This is a genomic window from Dysgonomonas mossii (genome assembly GCF_004569505.1).
In the GTDB taxonomy this organism is placed as follows: Bacteria; Bacteroidota; Bacteroidia; order Bacteroidales; family Dysgonomonadaceae; genus Dysgonomonas.
The window spans coordinates 920,799-939,912 of record NZ_SPPK01000002.1; the positions used below are offsets into that span (position 1 = coordinate 920,799).

16 protein-coding genes are annotated in these 19,114 nt (G+C 36.2%); 5 read left to right on the forward strand and 11 right to left on the reverse strand.

Annotated features, from left to right (window positions below; translation table 11 throughout):
* Nucleotides 1-78: 78 nt before the first annotated feature.
* The gene (locus E4T88_RS09235) at nt 79-1,218 is read left to right on the forward strand and encodes a helix-turn-helix domain-containing protein (RefSeq protein ID WP_135105150.1); all 1,140 of its coding nucleotides are present in this window, start codon (nt 79-81) and stop codon (nt 1,216-1,218) included.
* An 85-nt stretch (nt 1,219-1,303) separates the two neighbouring features.
* Here E4T88_RS09235 and E4T88_RS09240 read toward each other — a convergent pair whose 3' ends face one another.
* From E4T88_RS09240 to E4T88_RS09280, 9 genes are all read right to left on the reverse strand, one after another.
* On the reverse strand, nt 1,304-2,257 hold the full coding sequence (locus E4T88_RS09240) for an N-acetylornithine carbamoyltransferase (RefSeq protein WP_135105151.1): 954 nt from the start codon (nt 2,255-2,257) through the stop codon (nt 1,304-1,306).
* A gap of 46 nt (nt 2,258-2,303) precedes the next feature.
* Complete coding sequence (locus E4T88_RS09245) at nt 2,304-2,486, reverse strand: hypothetical protein (protein WP_135105152.1); 183 nt, start codon at nt 2,484-2,486, stop codon at nt 2,304-2,306.
* A 16-nt stretch (nt 2,487-2,502) separates the two neighbouring features.
* Nucleotides 2,503-3,423: an acyltransferase gene (locus E4T88_RS09250; RefSeq protein WP_135105153.1), complete on the reverse strand. Its 921-nt coding sequence runs from the start codon at nt 3,421-3,423 to the stop codon at nt 2,503-2,505.
* Nucleotides 3,424-3,452: 29 nt separating this feature from the next.
* Entirely contained in the window at nt 3,453-4,706 is a 1,254-nt protein-coding gene (locus E4T88_RS09255) for a glutamate-5-semialdehyde dehydrogenase (protein WP_135105154.1), read from the reverse strand.
* 2 nt (nt 4,707-4,708) lie between these two features.
* The gene (gene proB / locus E4T88_RS09260) at nt 4,709-5,785 is read right to left on the reverse strand and encodes a glutamate 5-kinase (protein ID WP_135105155.1); all 1,077 of its coding nucleotides are present in this window, start codon (nt 5,783-5,785) and stop codon (nt 4,709-4,711) included.
* 281 nt (nt 5,786-6,066) lie between these two features.
* The gene (gene rimM, locus E4T88_RS09265; protein WP_135105156.1) at nt 6,067-6,585 is read right to left on the reverse strand and encodes a ribosome maturation factor RimM; all 519 of its coding nucleotides are present in this window, start codon (nt 6,583-6,585) and stop codon (nt 6,067-6,069) included.
* A gap of 13 nt (nt 6,586-6,598) precedes the next feature.
* On the reverse strand, nt 6,599-7,210 hold the full coding sequence (locus tag E4T88_RS09270; protein WP_135105157.1) for a DUF4290 domain-containing protein: 612 nt from the start codon (nt 7,208-7,210) through the stop codon (nt 6,599-6,601).
* 92 nt (nt 7,211-7,302) lie between these two features.
* Nucleotides 7,303-9,030, reverse strand: coding sequence for a S41 family peptidase (locus E4T88_RS09275; protein ID WP_135105158.1), 1,728 nt, complete (start codon nt 9,028-9,030; stop codon nt 7,303-7,305).
* Between the two features lie 802 nt (nt 9,031-9,832).
* Nucleotides 9,833-11,161, reverse strand: a complete 1,329-nt coding sequence (locus E4T88_RS09280; protein ID WP_135105159.1) for a deoxyguanosinetriphosphate triphosphohydrolase — start codon at nt 11,159-11,161, stop codon at nt 9,833-9,835.
* 187 nt (nt 11,162-11,348) lie between these two features.
* On the opposite strand from E4T88_RS09280, the gene E4T88_RS09285 reads away from it, so the two are divergent.
* The 4 genes from E4T88_RS09285 (at nt 11,349) to E4T88_RS09300 (ending at nt 16,102) form a co-directional block, all read left to right on the forward strand.
* Nucleotides 11,349-12,332 carry a cation diffusion facilitator family transporter gene (locus E4T88_RS09285; protein WP_135105160.1) on the forward strand — a complete coding sequence of 328 codons (984 nt, stop codon included), beginning with the start codon at nt 11,349-11,351 and terminating at the stop codon, nt 12,330-12,332.
* Between the two features lie 151 nt (nt 12,333-12,483).
* Nucleotides 12,484-13,899: a DHA2 family efflux MFS transporter permease subunit gene (locus E4T88_RS09290; protein WP_135105161.1), complete on the forward strand. Its 1,416-nt coding sequence runs from the start codon at nt 12,484-12,486 to the stop codon at nt 13,897-13,899.
* 70 nt (nt 13,900-13,969) lie between these two features.
* Nucleotides 13,970-14,431, forward strand: a complete 462-nt coding sequence (locus E4T88_RS09295) for a hypothetical protein (protein ID WP_135105162.1) — start codon at nt 13,970-13,972, stop codon at nt 14,429-14,431.
* A 102-nt stretch (nt 14,432-14,533) separates the two neighbouring features.
* Nucleotides 14,534-16,102 carry an NAD(P)/FAD-dependent oxidoreductase gene (locus E4T88_RS09300; RefSeq protein WP_135105163.1) on the forward strand — a complete coding sequence of 523 codons (1,569 nt, stop codon included), beginning with the start codon at nt 14,534-14,536 and terminating at the stop codon, nt 16,100-16,102.
* 5 nt (nt 16,103-16,107) lie between these two features.
* Here E4T88_RS09300 and E4T88_RS09305 read toward each other — a convergent pair whose 3' ends face one another.
* Together E4T88_RS09305 and E4T88_RS09310 are read right to left on the reverse strand one after the other, a co-directional pair.
* Entirely contained in the window at nt 16,108-17,817 is a 1,710-nt protein-coding gene (locus E4T88_RS09305) for an IPT/TIG domain-containing protein (protein ID WP_135105164.1), read from the reverse strand.
* On the reverse strand, nt 17,814-18,944 hold the full coding sequence (locus E4T88_RS09310) for a porin family protein (protein WP_135105165.1): 1,131 nt from the start codon (nt 18,942-18,944) through the stop codon (nt 17,814-17,816). Before E4T88_RS09310 ends, E4T88_RS09305 begins: the two co-directional genes overlap by 4 nt.
* Nucleotides 18,945-19,114: the final 170 nt, after the last annotated feature.

The window sequence follows — 19,114 nt, forward strand, 5'->3', positions numbered from 1 at the left end:
GCTCAAAAGTGAAAAACAAGTTAAATGAATGCGACTTCATTCATATCCTTATCTTATTACATTTAATTATTACCCATAATGCAATATCTATATATAGCTACAGTCTTTGCTGGTGCGCTTGTATGTTTGCTTGCCTCGCTATTGTTAGTTCTTCGCCGTAAGACCGGAGAACGTTCTCGTGTAATTCTTGCGGTCATAGTCTTTTTCTCTGTTTTTAATTATATTCCACGTTTTATTGCGCTTTGCAACGGGGTCGTTCCCGATTTTGTGGTTTCTGCAAAATTATTGTTGGTGGCAAACTTTATGGTTGTATCTTACATTATGTATCCTATAGAGGTTATTGCTCCCGGCTGTTTAAATTTTTGGCGGATAATAAAGCTATATTCTCTTTGGCTGTTTTTGCTGGGTGTTTATCTTATTACCTCCCGCACAGGTATGCACTATACTCCATATAATACGCTTCTGGAGATGTTGCCCGATGCTCATCGATTTGAGGTTTGGTTTCGCCTTTTACTTGCGTTATTGATATTTCTCCCCGGGTTGTTTGTCTTTTTTGTTCATCGTACAAGACGCTACAATAACACCGATTATATTTGGTTGAAGAAATACTCGATTACACTTTTTATAAATATTCTGGCATATGTTCTCATCTTGATATTTAATCACCCTATAATGAATATTTCGTACTATTATATTAGTGTCGGGTGTAGCCTCTATATTGTTTACATGGAGCTGTTCGATCGTCTCATCGGAAAATCAGTTCTTGAGAAAAATGCTGAAGAAAAAAATATACAGTCTGAAGACGCTACGGTAGAAGATGCGCAGTCATCCTCATGTCCTGAGCAAAAAAATACGATCTTGATTGATAGATTAGATGCATATATGAAGAAAAAATATGCATGGCGAGATCCTTATTTGTCTCTCAATATGTTAGCCTCAGAACTTTTTACTAACCGTACAACTCTGGCGCAAGTTATGCGCGAAAATGGCTATGAAAGCTATACACACTATATTAATAAGCTGCGCATTGAGGATTTCTTGCAACAAATAGAATCGGGCCAATATGTTAATTATCAAGAAGCTTTCTTTTTTGTCGGATTTCGTTCGCGTAGCACCGCTTTACGTAATTTCAGACAACTAACAGGAATGATTCCTTCCGAGTATTTTCAAAAGAAAAATATTCAGATAAACGAAGGTAATGTGATTCATCATTACTAATCTGCAGGCATTAAAAATATAAAGAAGTGTTATTCATTTAATTGAAAACACTTCCTTATATTTTTCTTATAATAAATTTGTTCTATTACAAGCTCTCAAGCATTCTTTTTATAACGGTCTGTGCTGATATCTCACGGTTCGCCGCCTCTTGAATAACAATAGATTGAGGGCTTTCTATAACATCATCACTTACAATCATATTACGGCGTACAGGTAGGCAATGCATAAAATAAGCATTGTTAGTAAGTGCCATTTTCTCACTGGTTACTGTCCACGACATATCTTTGCTTAGTATCTTTCCATAATTCGGATCGGTATACGCAGCCCAGTTTTTAGCATACACAAAGTCTGCTCCGGCCAGCGCCTTATCCTGATCGTATTCGACTTTAGCACCACGCACAAATTTAGAGTCCAACTCATAGCCTTCAGGGTGAGTGATAACAAAATCAACATCCGCCTCATTCATAAAATCGGCGAAAGAGTTAGGTACTGCCTGTGGCAATGCTTTCGGGTGTGGAGCCCATGTTAAAACGACCTTCGGACGAGCTGTTTTCTTATATTCTTCGATTGTAATTAGGTCGGCAAATGCTTGTAGTGGATGACCTGTAGCAGCTTCCATACTGAAGACAGGTTTTCCCGAATATTTTATAAACTGATTGAGAATCTTTTCTTGATAATCATCTTCTTTATTCTCGAACTGCGCAAAAGCACGCACACCAATAATATCACAATAGCTTCCCATAACAGGAATTGCCTCTAATATATGTTCAGACTTATCACCATCCATAATCACTCCTCGTTCTGTTTCCAGCTTCCACGCTCCTTGGTTGATGTCAAGTACCATCGTGTTCATACTCAGATTCATTCCGGCTTTTTGTGTGCTGAGGCGTGTGCGTAAGCTTGAGTTGAAGAACACCATTAGCAAGGTCTTGTTTTCTCCAAGCTTCTTATAAGCAAAACGATTTTTCTTTATTTCCAGAGCTTCCTTTATTGCAGCATTTAGGTCGCCCAAGTCTTTTACATTGGTATAAGTTTTCATTATGTTGTTTGTTATTGTATTCAAATTAAAGGTACAAAGTTAAATCTTATTCTTTGGATATATCTCTTTTTTCCCTTTTTCTGTCGTATACCTTTTTGCTCTTATGCACATTTGTTGTACGTCGCCACCCCGGCGATTGAGATAATTCATCTTCCCGGTCTGCTTTTTTTACAGCTTTTATATAGTCCTTTATAGATATTTTACCTGCTGTTTTCTTCTTTTTCTTCATGACAAGAATTTAACTGTTATAGAAATATTTTTATCCGCTTGTTTATGTATATGATAAAAACGGATAAAATAATTGATAAAAATAAAATAACTCCGAAACGGATGATTGTATAAGGCATGCTTATACCCCATAGCTTAATGATGACAAAGTAATGAATAAAATATATTGCAGAGCCTAATGAACTTAAATAAGTAAGATATGTATTAGGCATTCTATAGCTCGAATGTTTAAATACAAATATTATTATAGCAGGACAACAAACAATGAGTGACAGGTAGGTATCTCGTACAAAGCACATATCTTTGGCATATGAAGATTCAATACATGATGTGATAAGGCTTAATGCAATGAGAGCCGCCAAGGTGATACTACCGGATTTTAGTATTAAGTTATGTTTATAAATGTAATATCCTAAAAAAATAAAAGGGAAACCTACAAAAAAGCCATTTCTTACGATGTGTATATTCCCATCTCTCAATGGTTCGCAGAAGACACCAATTGAGAAAATGAGAATCGCCAAGACTAGAAGAACAGTATCATTCTTTATAAATTTCTTTGCGATATATAGCAAGAGAGTTCCATAGACCAGAGCGATTACATACCATAAATGTAAGATGCCTAAAGTGATATATTCGAGGAAGAGCGAGACTGTAATGGGAGGCTGATCCATATTCAATAATATGTAAAAAGCCGACCATACGGCATATATTATCAGTAGATGTCGGATATACTTTTTTAAGGCTTTCGGATTATCAATTTTTTTTGCAAGGTAATATCCGTTTATAACAAAGAAACAAGGTACTGCAATCCGCGCGATACCTTGCGATATTAGCCAGTTGAGCAAAGGGTATGTGGCTGATAATGGTCCTATGTGTATTGTTATTACCAATATACTTAGAAATACCTTGAAATAATCGAGTGTAACGTTTCTTTCCATTATCAGTATCAATCAAGGCCTAATCTCTCTTACGACCTGGTTTGTCCATTACCATTTATCAGCCATTTATAGGTGCATAGCTCCTCTAATGCCATAGGCCCTCGGGCATGCATCTTTTGGGTGCTGATACCTATTTCGGCTCCCAGTCCGAATTGCGCTCCATCGGTAAATGCCGTAGATGCATTGGAATACACACAAGCTGCATCTACCATTTTTTCAAAAAGCTTGATCGCTTCAGCATCCTCACTGATGATAGCTTCGCTATGTTTCGAGCTATATTTGGATATATGGCTTATTGCTTCTTCTATATCTGTCACTGTTTTGATAGACATCTTATAGTCGAGAAACTCTGTGCCGAAACTTTTTTCGTCAGCCTTCTTTAATTGGTCGTACGAGTAGTATGAGAACAGTGCTTCGTATGCATGTTTGTCGGCATAGATAATAACGTCTTTCTTGTCAAGTTCTTCGCACAGATAGTGTAAGTCATCGAGTCTTTCTCTATCTATAACAAGGCAATCGAGGGAATTGCAGACACTCACTTTTCTGATTTTAGCATTGGTAATAATATCCTTCCCTTTCTTGATATCTCCATCTTTATGGAAATATGTATGACAAACACCTGCACCTGTTTCTATCACAGGAATTCGAGAATTTTCACGAACATAGTTTATCAGCTCTTGCCCACCACGAGGTATAATAAGGTCTACATAGTTGCGTGCATTCATTAATGCTTCAGTTGCAGTCCTGTCGTTAGGCAATAGTGTACAGACATTCGGATTGATTCCATTTGCGTCCAATACGTTTCTTATCAAATCAATTATGGCTTCATTCGAAAAACGAGCGTCAGAGCCGCCTTTTAGTATGCAGGCATTTCCAGATTTGAGACAAAGCGAGAATACGTCGAAACTGACATTCGGACGTGCCTCGTATATGATACCTATCACTCCGAAAGGCACAGTCACCTTTGATAGGTTTAGTCCGTTGGGCAGTGTTTTCTGCATTAGTGCTTTTCCTACAGGGGAGGGGAGTGATGCTACATTGCGGATATCTTTCACAATATCCATTATCCGTTGCTCATTGAGCAGCAAGCGGTCGTATTTTGGATTACTTGTATCCATTCTTTGCAAATCCTTCTGATTCTCTGCAAGAATGTAATACATTTTCGATTCGGTCTCTTTTGCAATAGCTTCCAGTATTGCGTTTATTTCTTTTTCTTCCAATAAGTTAAGGCTTTTACTAGCCTCTGCAACTAACTGGAACGTATTCTGGTGATAATCGTCCATTTTTATTTTTCAATATATAAATAGTCGTAATGAATTATTGCTTTTTTATTATTTTTCCCTATTACTTCTTTGGCTTTTTCGCTGCTATATGCCGTTTTTCCAATGCCAATCAATTTCCCTTTTTCATCCATGATGCGCACTACATCGTCAGCCTCGAAGTTACCAATAATTTTGGTTACACCAACAGGAAGTAAGCTGACAGCCTTGTCTCCCAAAAGTACCTCTTTAGCATTTTGGTTGACGTATATTTCTCCTTTGGTAAACCCTTCGGAGTGAGCAATCCATTTTTTTATACTTGTTGTTTTCTTTGTAGAGGGGATAAAGTGCGTGGAAATCACATCTTTCCCTTTTATAAGATCTACAAGTATATTGTCTCTACGCCCGTTGGCTATTATTACTTCAATTCCTTCTTCTGCAGCTTTGCGTGCAATATTATATTTGGTAGTCATCCCGCCACGTCCGGTAGATGACTTCGAAGATTGTATACAGTCTTCTATATTATCTTTTGTAATATCTATCTTTTTAAATATCTCCGATTTAGGGTCGGACGGATTGCCATTATATATACCGTCGATATTGCTCAGTATAATTAGTTTTTCGCAGCCCATCATTGTGGCTACCAGTCCCGACATCTCATCATTGTCTGTAAACATAAGTCCGGTAACAGAAATGGCATCGTTCTCGTTGACTATCGGTATGACTTTATTTTCCAACATCACAGACATGCAATTTCGTTGATTAAGATAATGTCGTCTGGTTGAAAAATCTTCTTTCGTAGCCAATATCTGTCCGCAGGTAATATTCTGTTGATGAAACAAATCTGAGTAACGGTTTATCAACCTTACCTGTCCGATGGATGAATATAGCTGACGCGCAGAAATCGTGTCTAACTTAGACTTGACTTTAATCTCCGATTTACCTGATGCTACAGCACCCGATGATACAAGAATAACCTCTACGCCACTTTTGTGCAGCTCTGCAATTTGGTCTACCAGTGCAGACATACGTGTGACATCTAATGTCCCGTCTTTTCGGGTTAATATCTGACTTCCTATTTTTACAGTAATACGCTCTTTCATTAGAAGAATATCAAAAAAACAAAGTTAAAATTTTATTTCAGGTAAAATGATAGATAAAATAGAAAATAGGCGTTAAATTGCTTGCTATCTTTTCTTTTTGTGCTTGTAGTGCCTTAAAATGATTTTGAGTGTTTTGTTAAATGATTTATATATAGGTTGTTATTTGTAAAAGGTGACAAAAGTAACAGTTTTTACGTTGTTTCTGATGTCACTTTTCTACTACAGCTTTGTGCAGCAGACTTTATACTATATATGATAAAATTTATTGAAAAATTGTATGCCTATACCAACCCTTCGGGTAGATTTAGATATAATATTCTTTTTTTAGCATCAATTTTTTCGACAAAGTCCTCTGTTGCGGGTATTATCAGATCTTCATCGTCGTTCTTCACGAGGAATAGTGTGTTAATCGTTTTGTCGTCTATTTCTTCAATCGTACCTAAATTGCCGGCAACTTTGTCCACTACCGAAAATCCAATAAAGAAGTTCCACGAATAGTCTATATCATCATCCGATTCTTCTTCAAAGTATTTGCGGGGGAAAAACACTTCCAATCCCGACATTTGCATTGCTTTATCTTCGCTGTCGACACCCTCAAATGTAATTAAAGCCGTTTCACTTCCTTTGAACCTATATTCGTCCACAAAGAAAGGGACAAAGATGCCGTCTATACGGCATATCAAGTATGGGCAATCGACCCGGTCGAATATATCGTTCTCAAAAGCAAAACTTATCTCACCTTTTATTCCATGAGGTTTGATAAGTTTACCTATTTTAAATACTTCGCTATCTTTTATCATAGCTCAGGCATGTTTATTTTTTCTTTTGTTGGTTGCTTTTTTTCCCACCACCATTGTTGTTGGGTGTATTTCTCTGACCTAGATCCTTCATTTCAGGAAGTTTGATGTTTGAGTTCCTGATATCGATCTTATGACCCGATAAATCATAAAGGTCAAGGAATATTTTGTGATCTTCAACATCTTTGTTCCACTGTATATATGATTTTTTCATATGTGTGGCAACCAGCAAAATAAATTGTTCTTTTTCTTTGGGATCTTCTATCGATATAGCCATCTTTGCCATCTTTTCCAATGTTTTACCATAATGGCGGTATTGCATGTCGGGACGACTATATTCTATTTTTCCAGGCTTAGTATTCAAGTCCTCTTTCTTAACTACCTCGTAAGGATAATCTATATCCAGCTTAAAGTCGGACATAATAGCCAAGTGATCCCATAAGATGTGCTTGAAATCGTTTACATCACGAAGGTGTGGAAACATATTTCCCATAATGTTTATTATAGTATCTGCACAGCGTTTGCGTTCGTTTCGGTCAGGTATTGCAAGACAATAGTCGACCATATTTTGTATATTCCTTCCATATTCAGGAAGAGTAAGTTTTTTTAACTGAGTGTTATACTCCATTTGTAAATGTAATATATGTATAAATAAAAAGGTAAGTAATTAGATATCCACAAAGATACGAAATAATTACTTACCTCTATAAATTAATTTTCTTACTTCGCAGTTTCTGCTATTTTTTCGGGAGCAGACAATGTCTTTTTGTACAATTCTGTATCCCCGAGAACTTCTATTGCTTTATCTACGTCAGCATCATGTTTAAGAGAATAAAGTTTCTCCCCACGCTGATAATAATAACGTTTAACGATGGCTGAGTTTATCTGTTTCATTATATCTTCTTTGAAAGTTTCCAAGTCCCGATCAAGGTTCGGGATAAGTTTTGCTTCCAAAGCCTTAAACTCGTCATTGGCATATTTCATATAGCCTTCAAACTCCATCACCTCTTTTAGTGAAGCCATTGATTTTTCGCTCATGCGATCGTATTGAAAATCTTTGGATTTAACGAACTTCTTAAAGTCCTCATAGTCTTCGTCAGATATAGAAAATTTTTCAGGCGATTCGATCGATTTATGTCTTACTACCCAATCTGTAACCCAATCGAAAACGATGTATTGATTTTCGAGGTAATAGGTGATATTTGGGGTTTTAGGTTCATTCATTACAATATCGGGAGTAACACCTCCGCCGTCTCTTACCTGACGTCCTGCCTGAGTGTAAAATACAGTAGTGAGGCTATCCGGTATACGTCCCACGCTACCATCAGCATTTCTGTGGGAATAATCTATTGCTTGCACACATCTGCCACTGGGGATGTAGTACTTAGAAGACGTTACTTTTATTCCACCTCCATAAGGTACTTCACGAGTTACTTGTACCAATCCTTTCCCGAATGTGCGTTCTCCAAGAAGTACAGCTCTATCCATATCTTGTAACGATCCGGCTACGATTTCGGCAGCAGAAGCAGAGCCTCTATTCGTTAAAACGATGATTGGTATCTCAGTATCTATTGGTTCCAGTGTGGTGCGGTATGTCCTATCGGTCTGTTTTAGTTTTCCTTTGGTAGATAGCACAACCTTTCCTTTTGGCACAAACATATTTACAATCTGAACCGCTTCTTCCATGATTCCTCCACCATTTTGGCGTACATCGAATATAAGGGATTTAGCGCCCTGTTTCTTTAGCTCCAAGAAAGCGTTTTTTACTTCAGCAGCACTTTTGTCGGTAAAGGTGCTAAAACTTATATATCCTATAGTAGGGGTTACCATACCATAGTATGTAATAGGATCCATAACAACTTTCTCGCGTACAACCTTCAGTGTTAAAGGTTTTTTCTCGCCTTTGCGTTCTACCTTTACTTCTATTGTTGTTCCCGGTTGCCCTTTTAGATTATTGCTTACAAAACTGCTCAATGTGCGCCCAAACACCTCTTCGGGTACAGAGTCGCAGGTCGTCATATCTTTTCCGTCTATCTCCAAGATTACGTCTCCCGCTTTCAATCCGGCTTTTGCGGCCGGCTTATCACCGTATGGTTCTATAATAGTAACTCGTCCATCCTTGAAAGATACGATAGCTCCAACTCCGGCATATTCACCTGTTATTTGGGTGCTAAACTCTTTCATGTCATCCTCATTGTAGTATTCTGTATAAGGATCAAGCGTGCCTAGCATATTGTCTATGCCTGTGCGTATTGTTTTATTGATGTCGAGGCTATCGACATAGAACATATCCATCTCGCGGACTACACTGTTGAATATTTCGATGTTCTTATTTATATCAAAATAGCGCTGTTGCTCTTGGTTCTTTCCCTGATTACTTTGTGCATAGGTAAAAGTAGTCCCCAAAAGTGCTGAGAATGTGAAAAATGCAATTAAACGGTTTCTCATTAGACTGTAATTATATAAAATGTTTTGTATTCCATTATTTTACGCAAAGGAAATACTTTTTTTATAAATAAATAAAATTACGATGGTTATATATCTCTTATTTTTAACAAAAAACGTAAAAGTGTAGAAATTTCGGGATAGTGAACTAAATAAACAAACAGAGCGTTATACTTCTTTTGATTTACTTGCTTATTAAAGTAAAATTCAGCGCCTGAGATTTTTCTTTCAATACTTTCACAAGCTCTAGAATGAAAAAGGAGGGACAAACATTGAAGACAAATACAAATGTGAATAGTTTATTACATCTCCGTATATCATCAGGCACTGAATTTAATCTTTATTTCTATTTAATGTCAGTATATTTTTTAGTATTACCAATAATTACTTAACACAATCCTTCCGGGTAGAATGTTCGTTTTCGTTTTTTATAATTCATACGTGCAAAATAATGATTCTGGGCGACAGGGCTATAGATCTCATTCGTTTGCATAACTCCTCATTCCGGGCTTTTCGGATGAATACAACTGAAATTTCATGTTTTGCGTGAATATATGACAATATGATACAAAATGCTATATTTCTTAATTCTGTTAAAATCAATATTTTTTATAGCAATGTAATTGATTATTGCTGTAGTTTAAAAAGTTGTATCCGTTTGTTGGTACAAATATATTATTTATAATTCATATTGCAATTTTTTATTTTATTTTGCTCTGTTTTATCCCTTTTCTTGTTTATTAAAGTGTTGTTGGTTATTTGGTTATGTTGTTGTTAATCTTTATTAACGATAAAATCAGAGATGTTAAACAGTTGGTAAACTCATTCCTGTGATTTTTCTGTACAAGTCGAGGGCGTATACGTCTGTCATACCTGATACAAAGTCTAAAACGGCAAGAATTCTTTGATATAATGTTGGTGCGTCTTTTTCATATTGTTCCGGTATACGGCTAAGAATCAATTTTGAATATTTTGCATTAGGCTCTTCCACAGCCGATATAAATGTGTCGAGAAGGAATCCAATAATCCGATGCCCGGCCAGTTCTATATCTACTACATCTTTTGTTTTATATATTTTTTTATAGCTAACATCTGTAGCTATTTGGTAAGCATTATTGGGTAATGGAGAAATACATTTTATTAATGGTTTTTCAAACCCACCATCCAGGATACTCTGTTCGTTTTCCAGAAATACATTAGAGCATTCATCTACAAGTAAACCGATAACGCTTGAGCGAAGATATGCAATTTGCTCATTAATATCGCTGACTACCTGGAGCGTTTTCTGCATTTTTCTCTGTTTTTCTTCCGGAAAGAAATTTAAGAAGAGCTCTATTGTTTGCTCAGTAGTTAATAGTCCTAACTTGTGAGCATCTTCTAAATCCATTATTTTATAACAAATATCATCGGCAGCCTCTACGAGATATACTAAGGGATGTCTGGCGTATTTTAACGGATCTTCTTGAATGCAGTGCATGCCCAATTCGTTTGCTATTCTTCTGAAATCTTTTTCCTCCGCTTCGAAAAAACCGAATTTGCCGGCTCCATTTGCAGCGATGGAAGAGTAGGGGTACTTAACTATTGAAGCTAGCATAGAGTAGGTCATAACAAAACCGCCTCTTCGTCTGCCATTAAACTGATGTATAAGCAGACGTATTGAGTTCGCATTGCCTTCAAAGTTGATAAAATCTTCCCAACGTCCACCTTCTTTTATTATTTTTTCCTTTAGCCGCATACCTTTGTCTTCAGAGAAATAGCTCGTGATGGCTGTTTCACCTGAATGGCCGAAAGGGGGATTACCCAGATCGTGAGCAAGGCAACCGGCAGCAATGATAGAGTTTATTTCTTCGAAATCGGCCGGCGAATTTGGATACTTTTTTCTTAGTTCTTTACCGACAATAACACCTAAAGAGCGTCCTACACATGAAACCTCGATGCTATGGGTGAGCCTGTTATGCACAAATATACTACCCGGAAGAGGAAAAACTTGTGTTTTGTTTTGCAAACGGCGGAAAGGTGCTGAAAAGATTAGCCTGTCATAATCTCTTTGAAAATCAGTTCTATCATGATGTTTATCATCATGGTATTCTTCCATACCGAATCGTTTTGCGGAAAGCAGTTGTTGCCAGTTCATACCTTAATTAGTTTGAGAATCAAAGATAAAGTTTTTTCAGTTATTTTTATGTACGAACATAAGTTATAATACTTCTTAAGTCTTAGGATTGTTTTGTTCTGGTTTTAGAAAAAAAAGGTATATTTGAACTTAAATTCAAACATTTCAGAGGGCTCTCTTGATTAGGCTCTTTATCTTAGCTTTAATAATGAAAACAAATCCGGATAAAATAAAACAAAGAGTACAAACTCTTGTTGTTGCTTGTGGTATTATTCTGATGATAGGTAAATTTACAGCCTACGTTTTGACTAATTCTGTTGGGATTCTTACCGATGCAATGGAAAGTATTGTAAATATAGTTGCCGGTTTTATCAGCCTGTATGCCATACATAAAGCAGCCAAACCCAAAGATCAGGATCATCCGTTCGGGCATGGTAAAATAGAATTAATATCAGCTTCGATAGAAGGAATATTAATCATTCTGGCAGGAGGGTTGATTATCTATGAAGGTATTGCAAGATTGTTTACCCCTTCTGTAATAGAAAAGCTGGATATTGGTATTGTTGTTATTGCCGCTGCCGGTATTGTAAATTATATTCTTGGATATTATAGTATTCATCAGGGGAAGAAATATGATTCTATAGCACTTGTTGCAGGAGGAAAGCATCTCCAATCGGATACATATTCTACTATTGGGCTTGTTGCAGGTTTGTTGATACTTTATTTCACCGGTTTGGTATGGATTGATAGTGCGCTTGCAATTATTTTTGGTGGAATAATTGTTTTTACAGGAATAGGTATTTTGCGAAAAACGATACAAAATCTGATTGATACGGCAGATATTGTTGCATTGGAGAAAATAACCAAATCGATAAATGAAAATAGAAAGGATGATTGGATTGATATTCACAATCTGAAGGTGTTAAAATCAGGAAGCGACTTTTTTATAGATTGTGATCTCACTCTGCCATGGTATTATAATATAGATCAGGGACACTCTTCTTGCGAAGAATTAAGATTAAGTCTTATCAAGTTATTCCCTCAGCATACATTGATATCTATACACTCCGATTCGTGCCTCGAGAAATATTGCTCGGTTTGTCGGGTTAAGGACTGCTCATATAGAAAAGAACCATTGAAAGAAAGAATACCTTTTACCAAAGAGACGCTAACTACTGCCGAGGAAAGTTAAGGGATCATAAATTTATTTTTATTTGTCGCTTTTTAGTTGTTGATTATTAGTTCATTGTGTGTTTGGTGTTCTACTCTTTTTATTTACTCCTTAGCTGATAGTTACTAAAAAAACTAACTTTGCATTCGTTTTACAGAGTAACTCTTCGCCGATGAAAATCGATAAGACCTATACCGTATCATTAGTTGTTGCCATTGCTTTTTTTATGCAAGGGCTTGATACCACTGCCGTAAATACTGCCATTCCCGCTATGGCTCGGTCTTTCAATACAGATGTTGTACATCTCAGTGCGGGTATTACTTCCTATCTGATTGCATTAGCTATCTTTATTCCTGTAAGTGGTTGGATTGCCGATAGGTATGGCACACGTAGAGTTTTTTGTACATCCATCGTTTTATTTATCACAGCTTCAGCTTTATGTGGTATGTCTCAGACATTGACACAGTTTGTTATATTCAGAATATTTCAAGGTATGGCAGGTGCAATGATGACTCCTGTGGGAAGGCTTGCTGTATTAAAGTCGGTAACGAAAGACAAATTGGTGACGGCAATGGCATACATTGTATGGCCTGCGCTTGTTGCACCTATTTTAGGGCCGGTAGTAGGAGGGTATCTTACGACTTATTGGACCTGGCATTGGATTTTTTACCTCAATATCCCTATTAGCATAATATGTGTGATTCTTGGCTGGCGTTTTATTCCTGAAGAAGAGAAGAGCAACTCTCCTAAAAAGCGGTTCGATTTAGTAGGATTTGTGCTCAGTGGTTCAGCCTTAGTCGGGTTTATGTATGGAGTGGAACTACTTAGCCGTAGGGAGGTGCCGTACTATGTATCTGTACTACTTATACTGGTTAGTATCTGTTTGCTCCTGTTTAATGTTCGCTATTCGAAACATATATCAAATCCTCTGATAGACTATTCTGTTGTACGAATCCCTACCTATAAGGTAACTATATTTACAGGTTCTATTTCTCGTATGGTGATAGGGGTGGCACCATATCTTATACCATTGATGTTTCAGGAAGGATTTGGGCTAAATCCATTTGAATCAGGATCATTGTTTCTTGCTACTATGGCAGGCAATTTGGCAATGAAACCCGCGACTATATGGGTGATGCGTCATTATAATTTCCGAACAGTGCTAGTTGTGAATGGTTTTCTAGTCGCTTTATTTTCTTTTTTCACAGCATTGCTTTTACCAACTACTCCTGTCGTATTGATTGTTGTTGTAATGTTTCTGTCGGGTATGTTTCGTTCCATGCAGTTTAGTGCTATTACAACTTTGGCCTTTGCCGAAATACCACAGCAGCAGATGACTGCGGCTAACACATTATACAGTACCGTGCAACAAATGTCTACAGGAATGGGGATTGCAATGGGTGCAGTATTCCTGAGATTCTCTAATATGATAAACGGATATTCTGAACATTATACTGTTGCAGATTTTCGTTTGGCTTTCATCTTTGTAGCAATACTCGGTGTTGTTTCTCTATACGGTTTCACTAAGTTAACTCCCGATGCCGGAGATGCTGTTCGTGTGAAAAAAAGAGACCGGAACGTAGGATAAAAATATTCTCATGCAGCTTTTACCCTTCTCTATTCATCTATAATAATATAGATACTAATCTGCTATAACTATGAAAAACTTTATTTTGTTTTTATTCTTATCTTTTCTATTCGTATCGTGTTCTGATAATAAAGCTGATGATAATATTGTTTACTGTACAGACGAGATGCGTATGATTGGTGTCGGAGTTAAGCATAAAGATGGGAGCCCTTATGTGCTGGATAGTGTAAAGTCTTTTATCGCAACAAAGGAAGGATTGAAGAACGTCAGTGTCTTCAAGGATTTTAATGATACATTTTTTCAGTATTGTCAGAAGCAGGGAACCTATCTTTTTGTAGGCGACGGATTCGATAGGCATTTTCCTGACTTTGTGAAGCCAACGAAGTGGAATGAAACCAAATTTATTGGGGAGGTTGACTTTGTCGGATATAAAAAAGATAAGGAGCTGTTTAAAAAGACTATTAAAGTTTATACAGATGCTTGTCATGTATTCTGTGATGAAAAAGATTTGGCGATAATTTATTTAGAATAAATATTGTGAATGTAACTGATGGCACAAAAGCATAAGTAGTGATACTTGTGCTTTTCTTTATGCTCTAAATATTTTATCTTTGTCCTTCAATTACATTTAATCATGCAAAAAGATATAGACTTACGCATTACGCCAGAGCAGGCGTCAGATATCGAGAAAGTCAGACGCATCTATTCATCCCAGACAAGTATTCCATTAAGAGATATAAATTCGGTTCGTATTCTTCGTCGATCCATTGATGCCCGCCAACGAAATATTTTCGTGAACCTCAAAGTAAGAGGCTACATTAATGAAGACCAAAATGATCCGGATTTCCAAACTACTTATTACCCCAATGTAAAACATTGCCCGCAGGCAATTGTCGTAGGAGCAGGGCCGGCAGGTCTGTTTGCGGCATTACGCCTTATAGAGCTGGGCATTCGCCCCATAGTAGTAGAGCGAGGTAAAAATGTTCGTGATCGTAAACGTGATACAGCACTGATGAATCGTGAGCATGTCGTGAATCCAGAGTCCAACTATTGTTTTGGTGAGGGGGGAGCAGGGGCATATTCGGATGGAAAACTTTATACCCGAAGTAAGAAGCGTGGTAATGTAGAAAAAATTCTGAATGTTTTTTGCCAGCATGGTGCAGATGCATCTGTGCTTGTTGATGCACATCCGCATATTGGTACAGATAAACTACCGGGCATAATAGAAAAAATGCGTGTGCAAATCATATTGTCAGGCGGAGAGGTCCATTTCCAAACACGCATGGATAAGCTGATTATAGAAGACGGTAGTGTAAAAGGAATAGAAACTAATATAGGAAAAGTTTTTCATGGTCAGGTTATTTTAGCAACAGGACATTCAGCCCGAGATGTTTATTATATGCTGTACGACCAGAAAATAAAAATAGAAGCCAAGGGGTTGGCTGTTGGATTTAGAGTAGAACATCCCTCTCATCTGATCGATCAAATACAATATCATTGTGAAGAAGGACGAGGAGAATATTTGCCTGCTGCAGAATATAGCTTTGTAGTTCAGGCAGGAGGGCGAGGTGTATACTCATTTTGTATGTGTCCGGGAGGAACAATCGTACCATCGGCAAGTGGACCCAAACAGGTTGTAGTGAATGGTATGTCTCCATCTAACCGTGGCTCTCGTTGGTCTAACTCAGGTGTAGTGGTTGAGATCCATCCTGAAGATTTTCCTGAGTATGAAAAATATAATGAATTGGCTTTGCTCAAGTTTGTAGAAGATCTGGAAGAATCGGCATGGGTACACGGAGGAAAGACTCAGGTGGCTCCGGCACAACGATTGTATGATTTTGTAAACGGAAAGAAGAGCTCTACTTTGCCCGAAACATCATATGCTCCCGGAGTTGTGTCTTCTTCGATGCACGAATGGATGCCGAGATTTGTTGCATCGCGCTTGCAAGAAGCCTTCAAAAAGGTGGGGCAGAGCTATAAAGGATATTTGACAAATGATGCAATACTTCTGGCGGTAGAAAGCCGTACATCTTCTCCGGTACGTATTATCCGAGATCGTGAAACGATGCAGCATATAGAAATAGATGGGCTTTACCCATGTGGGGAAGGAGCTGGGTATGCCGGAGGCATTGTCTCTGCTGCAATGGATGGTGAACGATGTGCTGAAGCATTGGCAGAGAAGATGAAAAGCCTAAATTTATGATAAGTTTATTCAGTATGATATTCAAACATAGATGTTTCGGTAATAAAAGGATCATATGTCGTAAATAAATAAGGTCTACCATTTATAGTAAAAGTTGCCTCACGGTCATATGCTCTGCTGTCAGGATAATATGATGCTAAAACCCAATAATTATAAGATGAATCATACTTGTAGATGTTTCTTCCTAGTTGGATATAGCCATTGCCTTTGTATGTAAAAGCATTCATGCAAGAATAGTATAGTCCAAAAGTATAAGGGTATGAAGCCATTTCGCTCCAAGTGTCAGATTGTATATTGTACTTCCATGTTTTACCATAAGTCGTCAGATATGCAGTGTTATCGGTAACAAATGTAGCTAAAAGGAATATATCTATATCAGAAGGAAAATTGTTTAATTTAGAATATTTTTCATTATCAAAGTCACATAACCATAATTCTTTTCTGTCTGTTATTATATATGTTTTATTATTTAGTTTAAAGGATTTTGCAGATTGGAACACAAAAGGGAGTTTGTTTTTTTTATTCCATGTCTTGTCGGATATTTTAAAATACCATAAGTCATCGTTTAATTCTAATAAATTTAAACCTCCAACTTTATAAAACTTGTCACCAGAAGGAATTAATAAGCTATTATAATAAAAATCTGGTTTATTGGATATAGGTTTTATTGTTGTCCATTTGTCAGCAACAGGATTGTATTCATGAAACTCCATTGATTCCACTTCCATTACATAACCTTTATTGTTATACGAAAATCCATCATATTTATAGTCCGATCCAAAATATTCCGAAGTATGACTTTTCCACGATGATTTAGTCAGTAATGTATTTTTATATTCGACAATTTTTTCTCCATTTTGTAATTTTATTGGTGATGATACTTCTGATAGTACATTGTCAGCAGGAGGAATCGCTACTGTAAAAGTCGTTTGCGCGTTAGCTCCAATATTTTTTTGCAATATTAGACCTAAATAACTACCAAAATATATCATCGTCTGATCTCCATTCTCTGTGAGGTTTTTTCCAGAAACTACAATATAACTACCAGCATGTCCTGTGAGTGGAGTAATCGACTCAATTTCGGGGCCAATAACCGTGAATGTAGTATTCGTTTCATTTTCTCCGGCAACAATCCGGATTACTGCATCACCAACAAAAGAAGAGGGAGGTATTGTAAAAGATATATAATTCTCTCCGGATTCAGTGATGTTTACTTCTCTGTCATTAATATATATATGACGTTTATCTTTCTCTGATCCAAAATATTTACCGGATATTTTGACCTCTGTTCCATCAAAACCTCTATTGGGATTAATATTTTCTACAACAGGAGGTTCACTCCCTAAGGCTGTAAAGGTAACAGCTTTTCCTAATATTAAATATTTTTCTGTTTTTATGTAGGCCTTGTAAGTGTAGGTTGTATTCTTTTTTAAATCAGTGTTTATTATTTTTTCGAAGTCGTCTATTTCATTTGTTTCATAAATACTATATTTTATTTCTTTACTGTCATTTATAAATATAAATCCGTAGTCAATAATTTTGTCTCTTCCTTTTTGCGTTAATTTTCCTACAAGGGTAACATTTGTAGAGGTAACTACAGCGTCTTTGGTTTCAACGAATGGATAGTCTTTTTCAGGTAGTTCTGCGTCGTCCACACAACTTGTGTTAAAAACAACTGATATGATTAGTAAAAGTATAATTAATATATATTTCATAGGTTTATACTTGTTGAAAAATAAATTGTAGATTTATTAAAATAGTTAGAGCTAGATGAAGTGAAATTATCAGAATACCTTATATCAAAGAATAATGAATTTTTATAATTCAATTTATACTCTAAACCTGCTCCTATATTGTAACCTATTTGGTGGCTATCTATTATTGGATGATCTATCTTATCGATTGTTATTGTATTATCTGTTATTGTTGAATTAAATAAAGAGTTATTCCACTTGAAGTTATATGAATATATTAGACCTGCATTTATATAAGGGCATACTTTATTTAAAGGAAGAGTATATCTGAAAAGAAGAGGAACACTTAATGTGTGCATATTTGCAATATAGTCAATATCACCCATCGCATTACTAGATGAGTAAGAATAGCTGTGTTTGGAATAATAAGCCTCAACATGGAAGGAAAAATCAGTTAAAGAGATTGGTATATTAATGAATCCACCTATAGAGAACGCACCTTCATATTTGTAATTTAAAAATTTTAAGTTATTGCTTGCATTAGAAGTCATTCTTAGTTTTTCGAAATTATAGCCTGCAGTTATTCCATATCTTACGTATAATATAGGGTCAGAGCTACATATCTCATATCTCTTCATTACACCTTTGATTGAAGTCTGGTTATATCTGGATTGTTTAATTACGTTTGTTAATTCGCTGCAAGCACTTGTTATTGTCGATAGATTTTCTCTGAAAACAGATTTTCCTGTGTTGTCAAATTCTGGGAAGTCTTTCAATTCGCCATTTTTTTCGACGAAAAATCTCTCCTTTTTTTCTCCTTTATAATAATAGAAGGCAATATTACCTTCTGTTACTACTTGAAGAAATACTCTTATGGTGGAGTCGTTCAGCTGAATATCTTTTGCTTTATATTTTTTGCCATTTTTTAATGCATATTCAGATACTTCATATGGAGAATAGTGTGTTGTTTTATTTTTTTCGATAACAGTGCAAAATTTCGCATTCGATACGTCGCCTTCATCTGATAAATTAATGTCGTAAGATGTGTGATCTACTGTTTTTAAATAATTTTCTTGAGAATAACATGATAAAGTTGCAATGGAAATTAATATAAATAAGATAGTTTTCTTACAAGTCTTCTTCTGCATATAGATTTAAGTTGATGTATTTAAATACCTTATATATCTAAGGATAAACATGAATAAAAGAATGTAAATATAGTGTATTTTTATAAAATTTATGAAATATTTCATAAATTTTATGTCGCGCTATTCATCTATAATTATAACTTCTCACAATTTATTAATTTTGTGCCTTT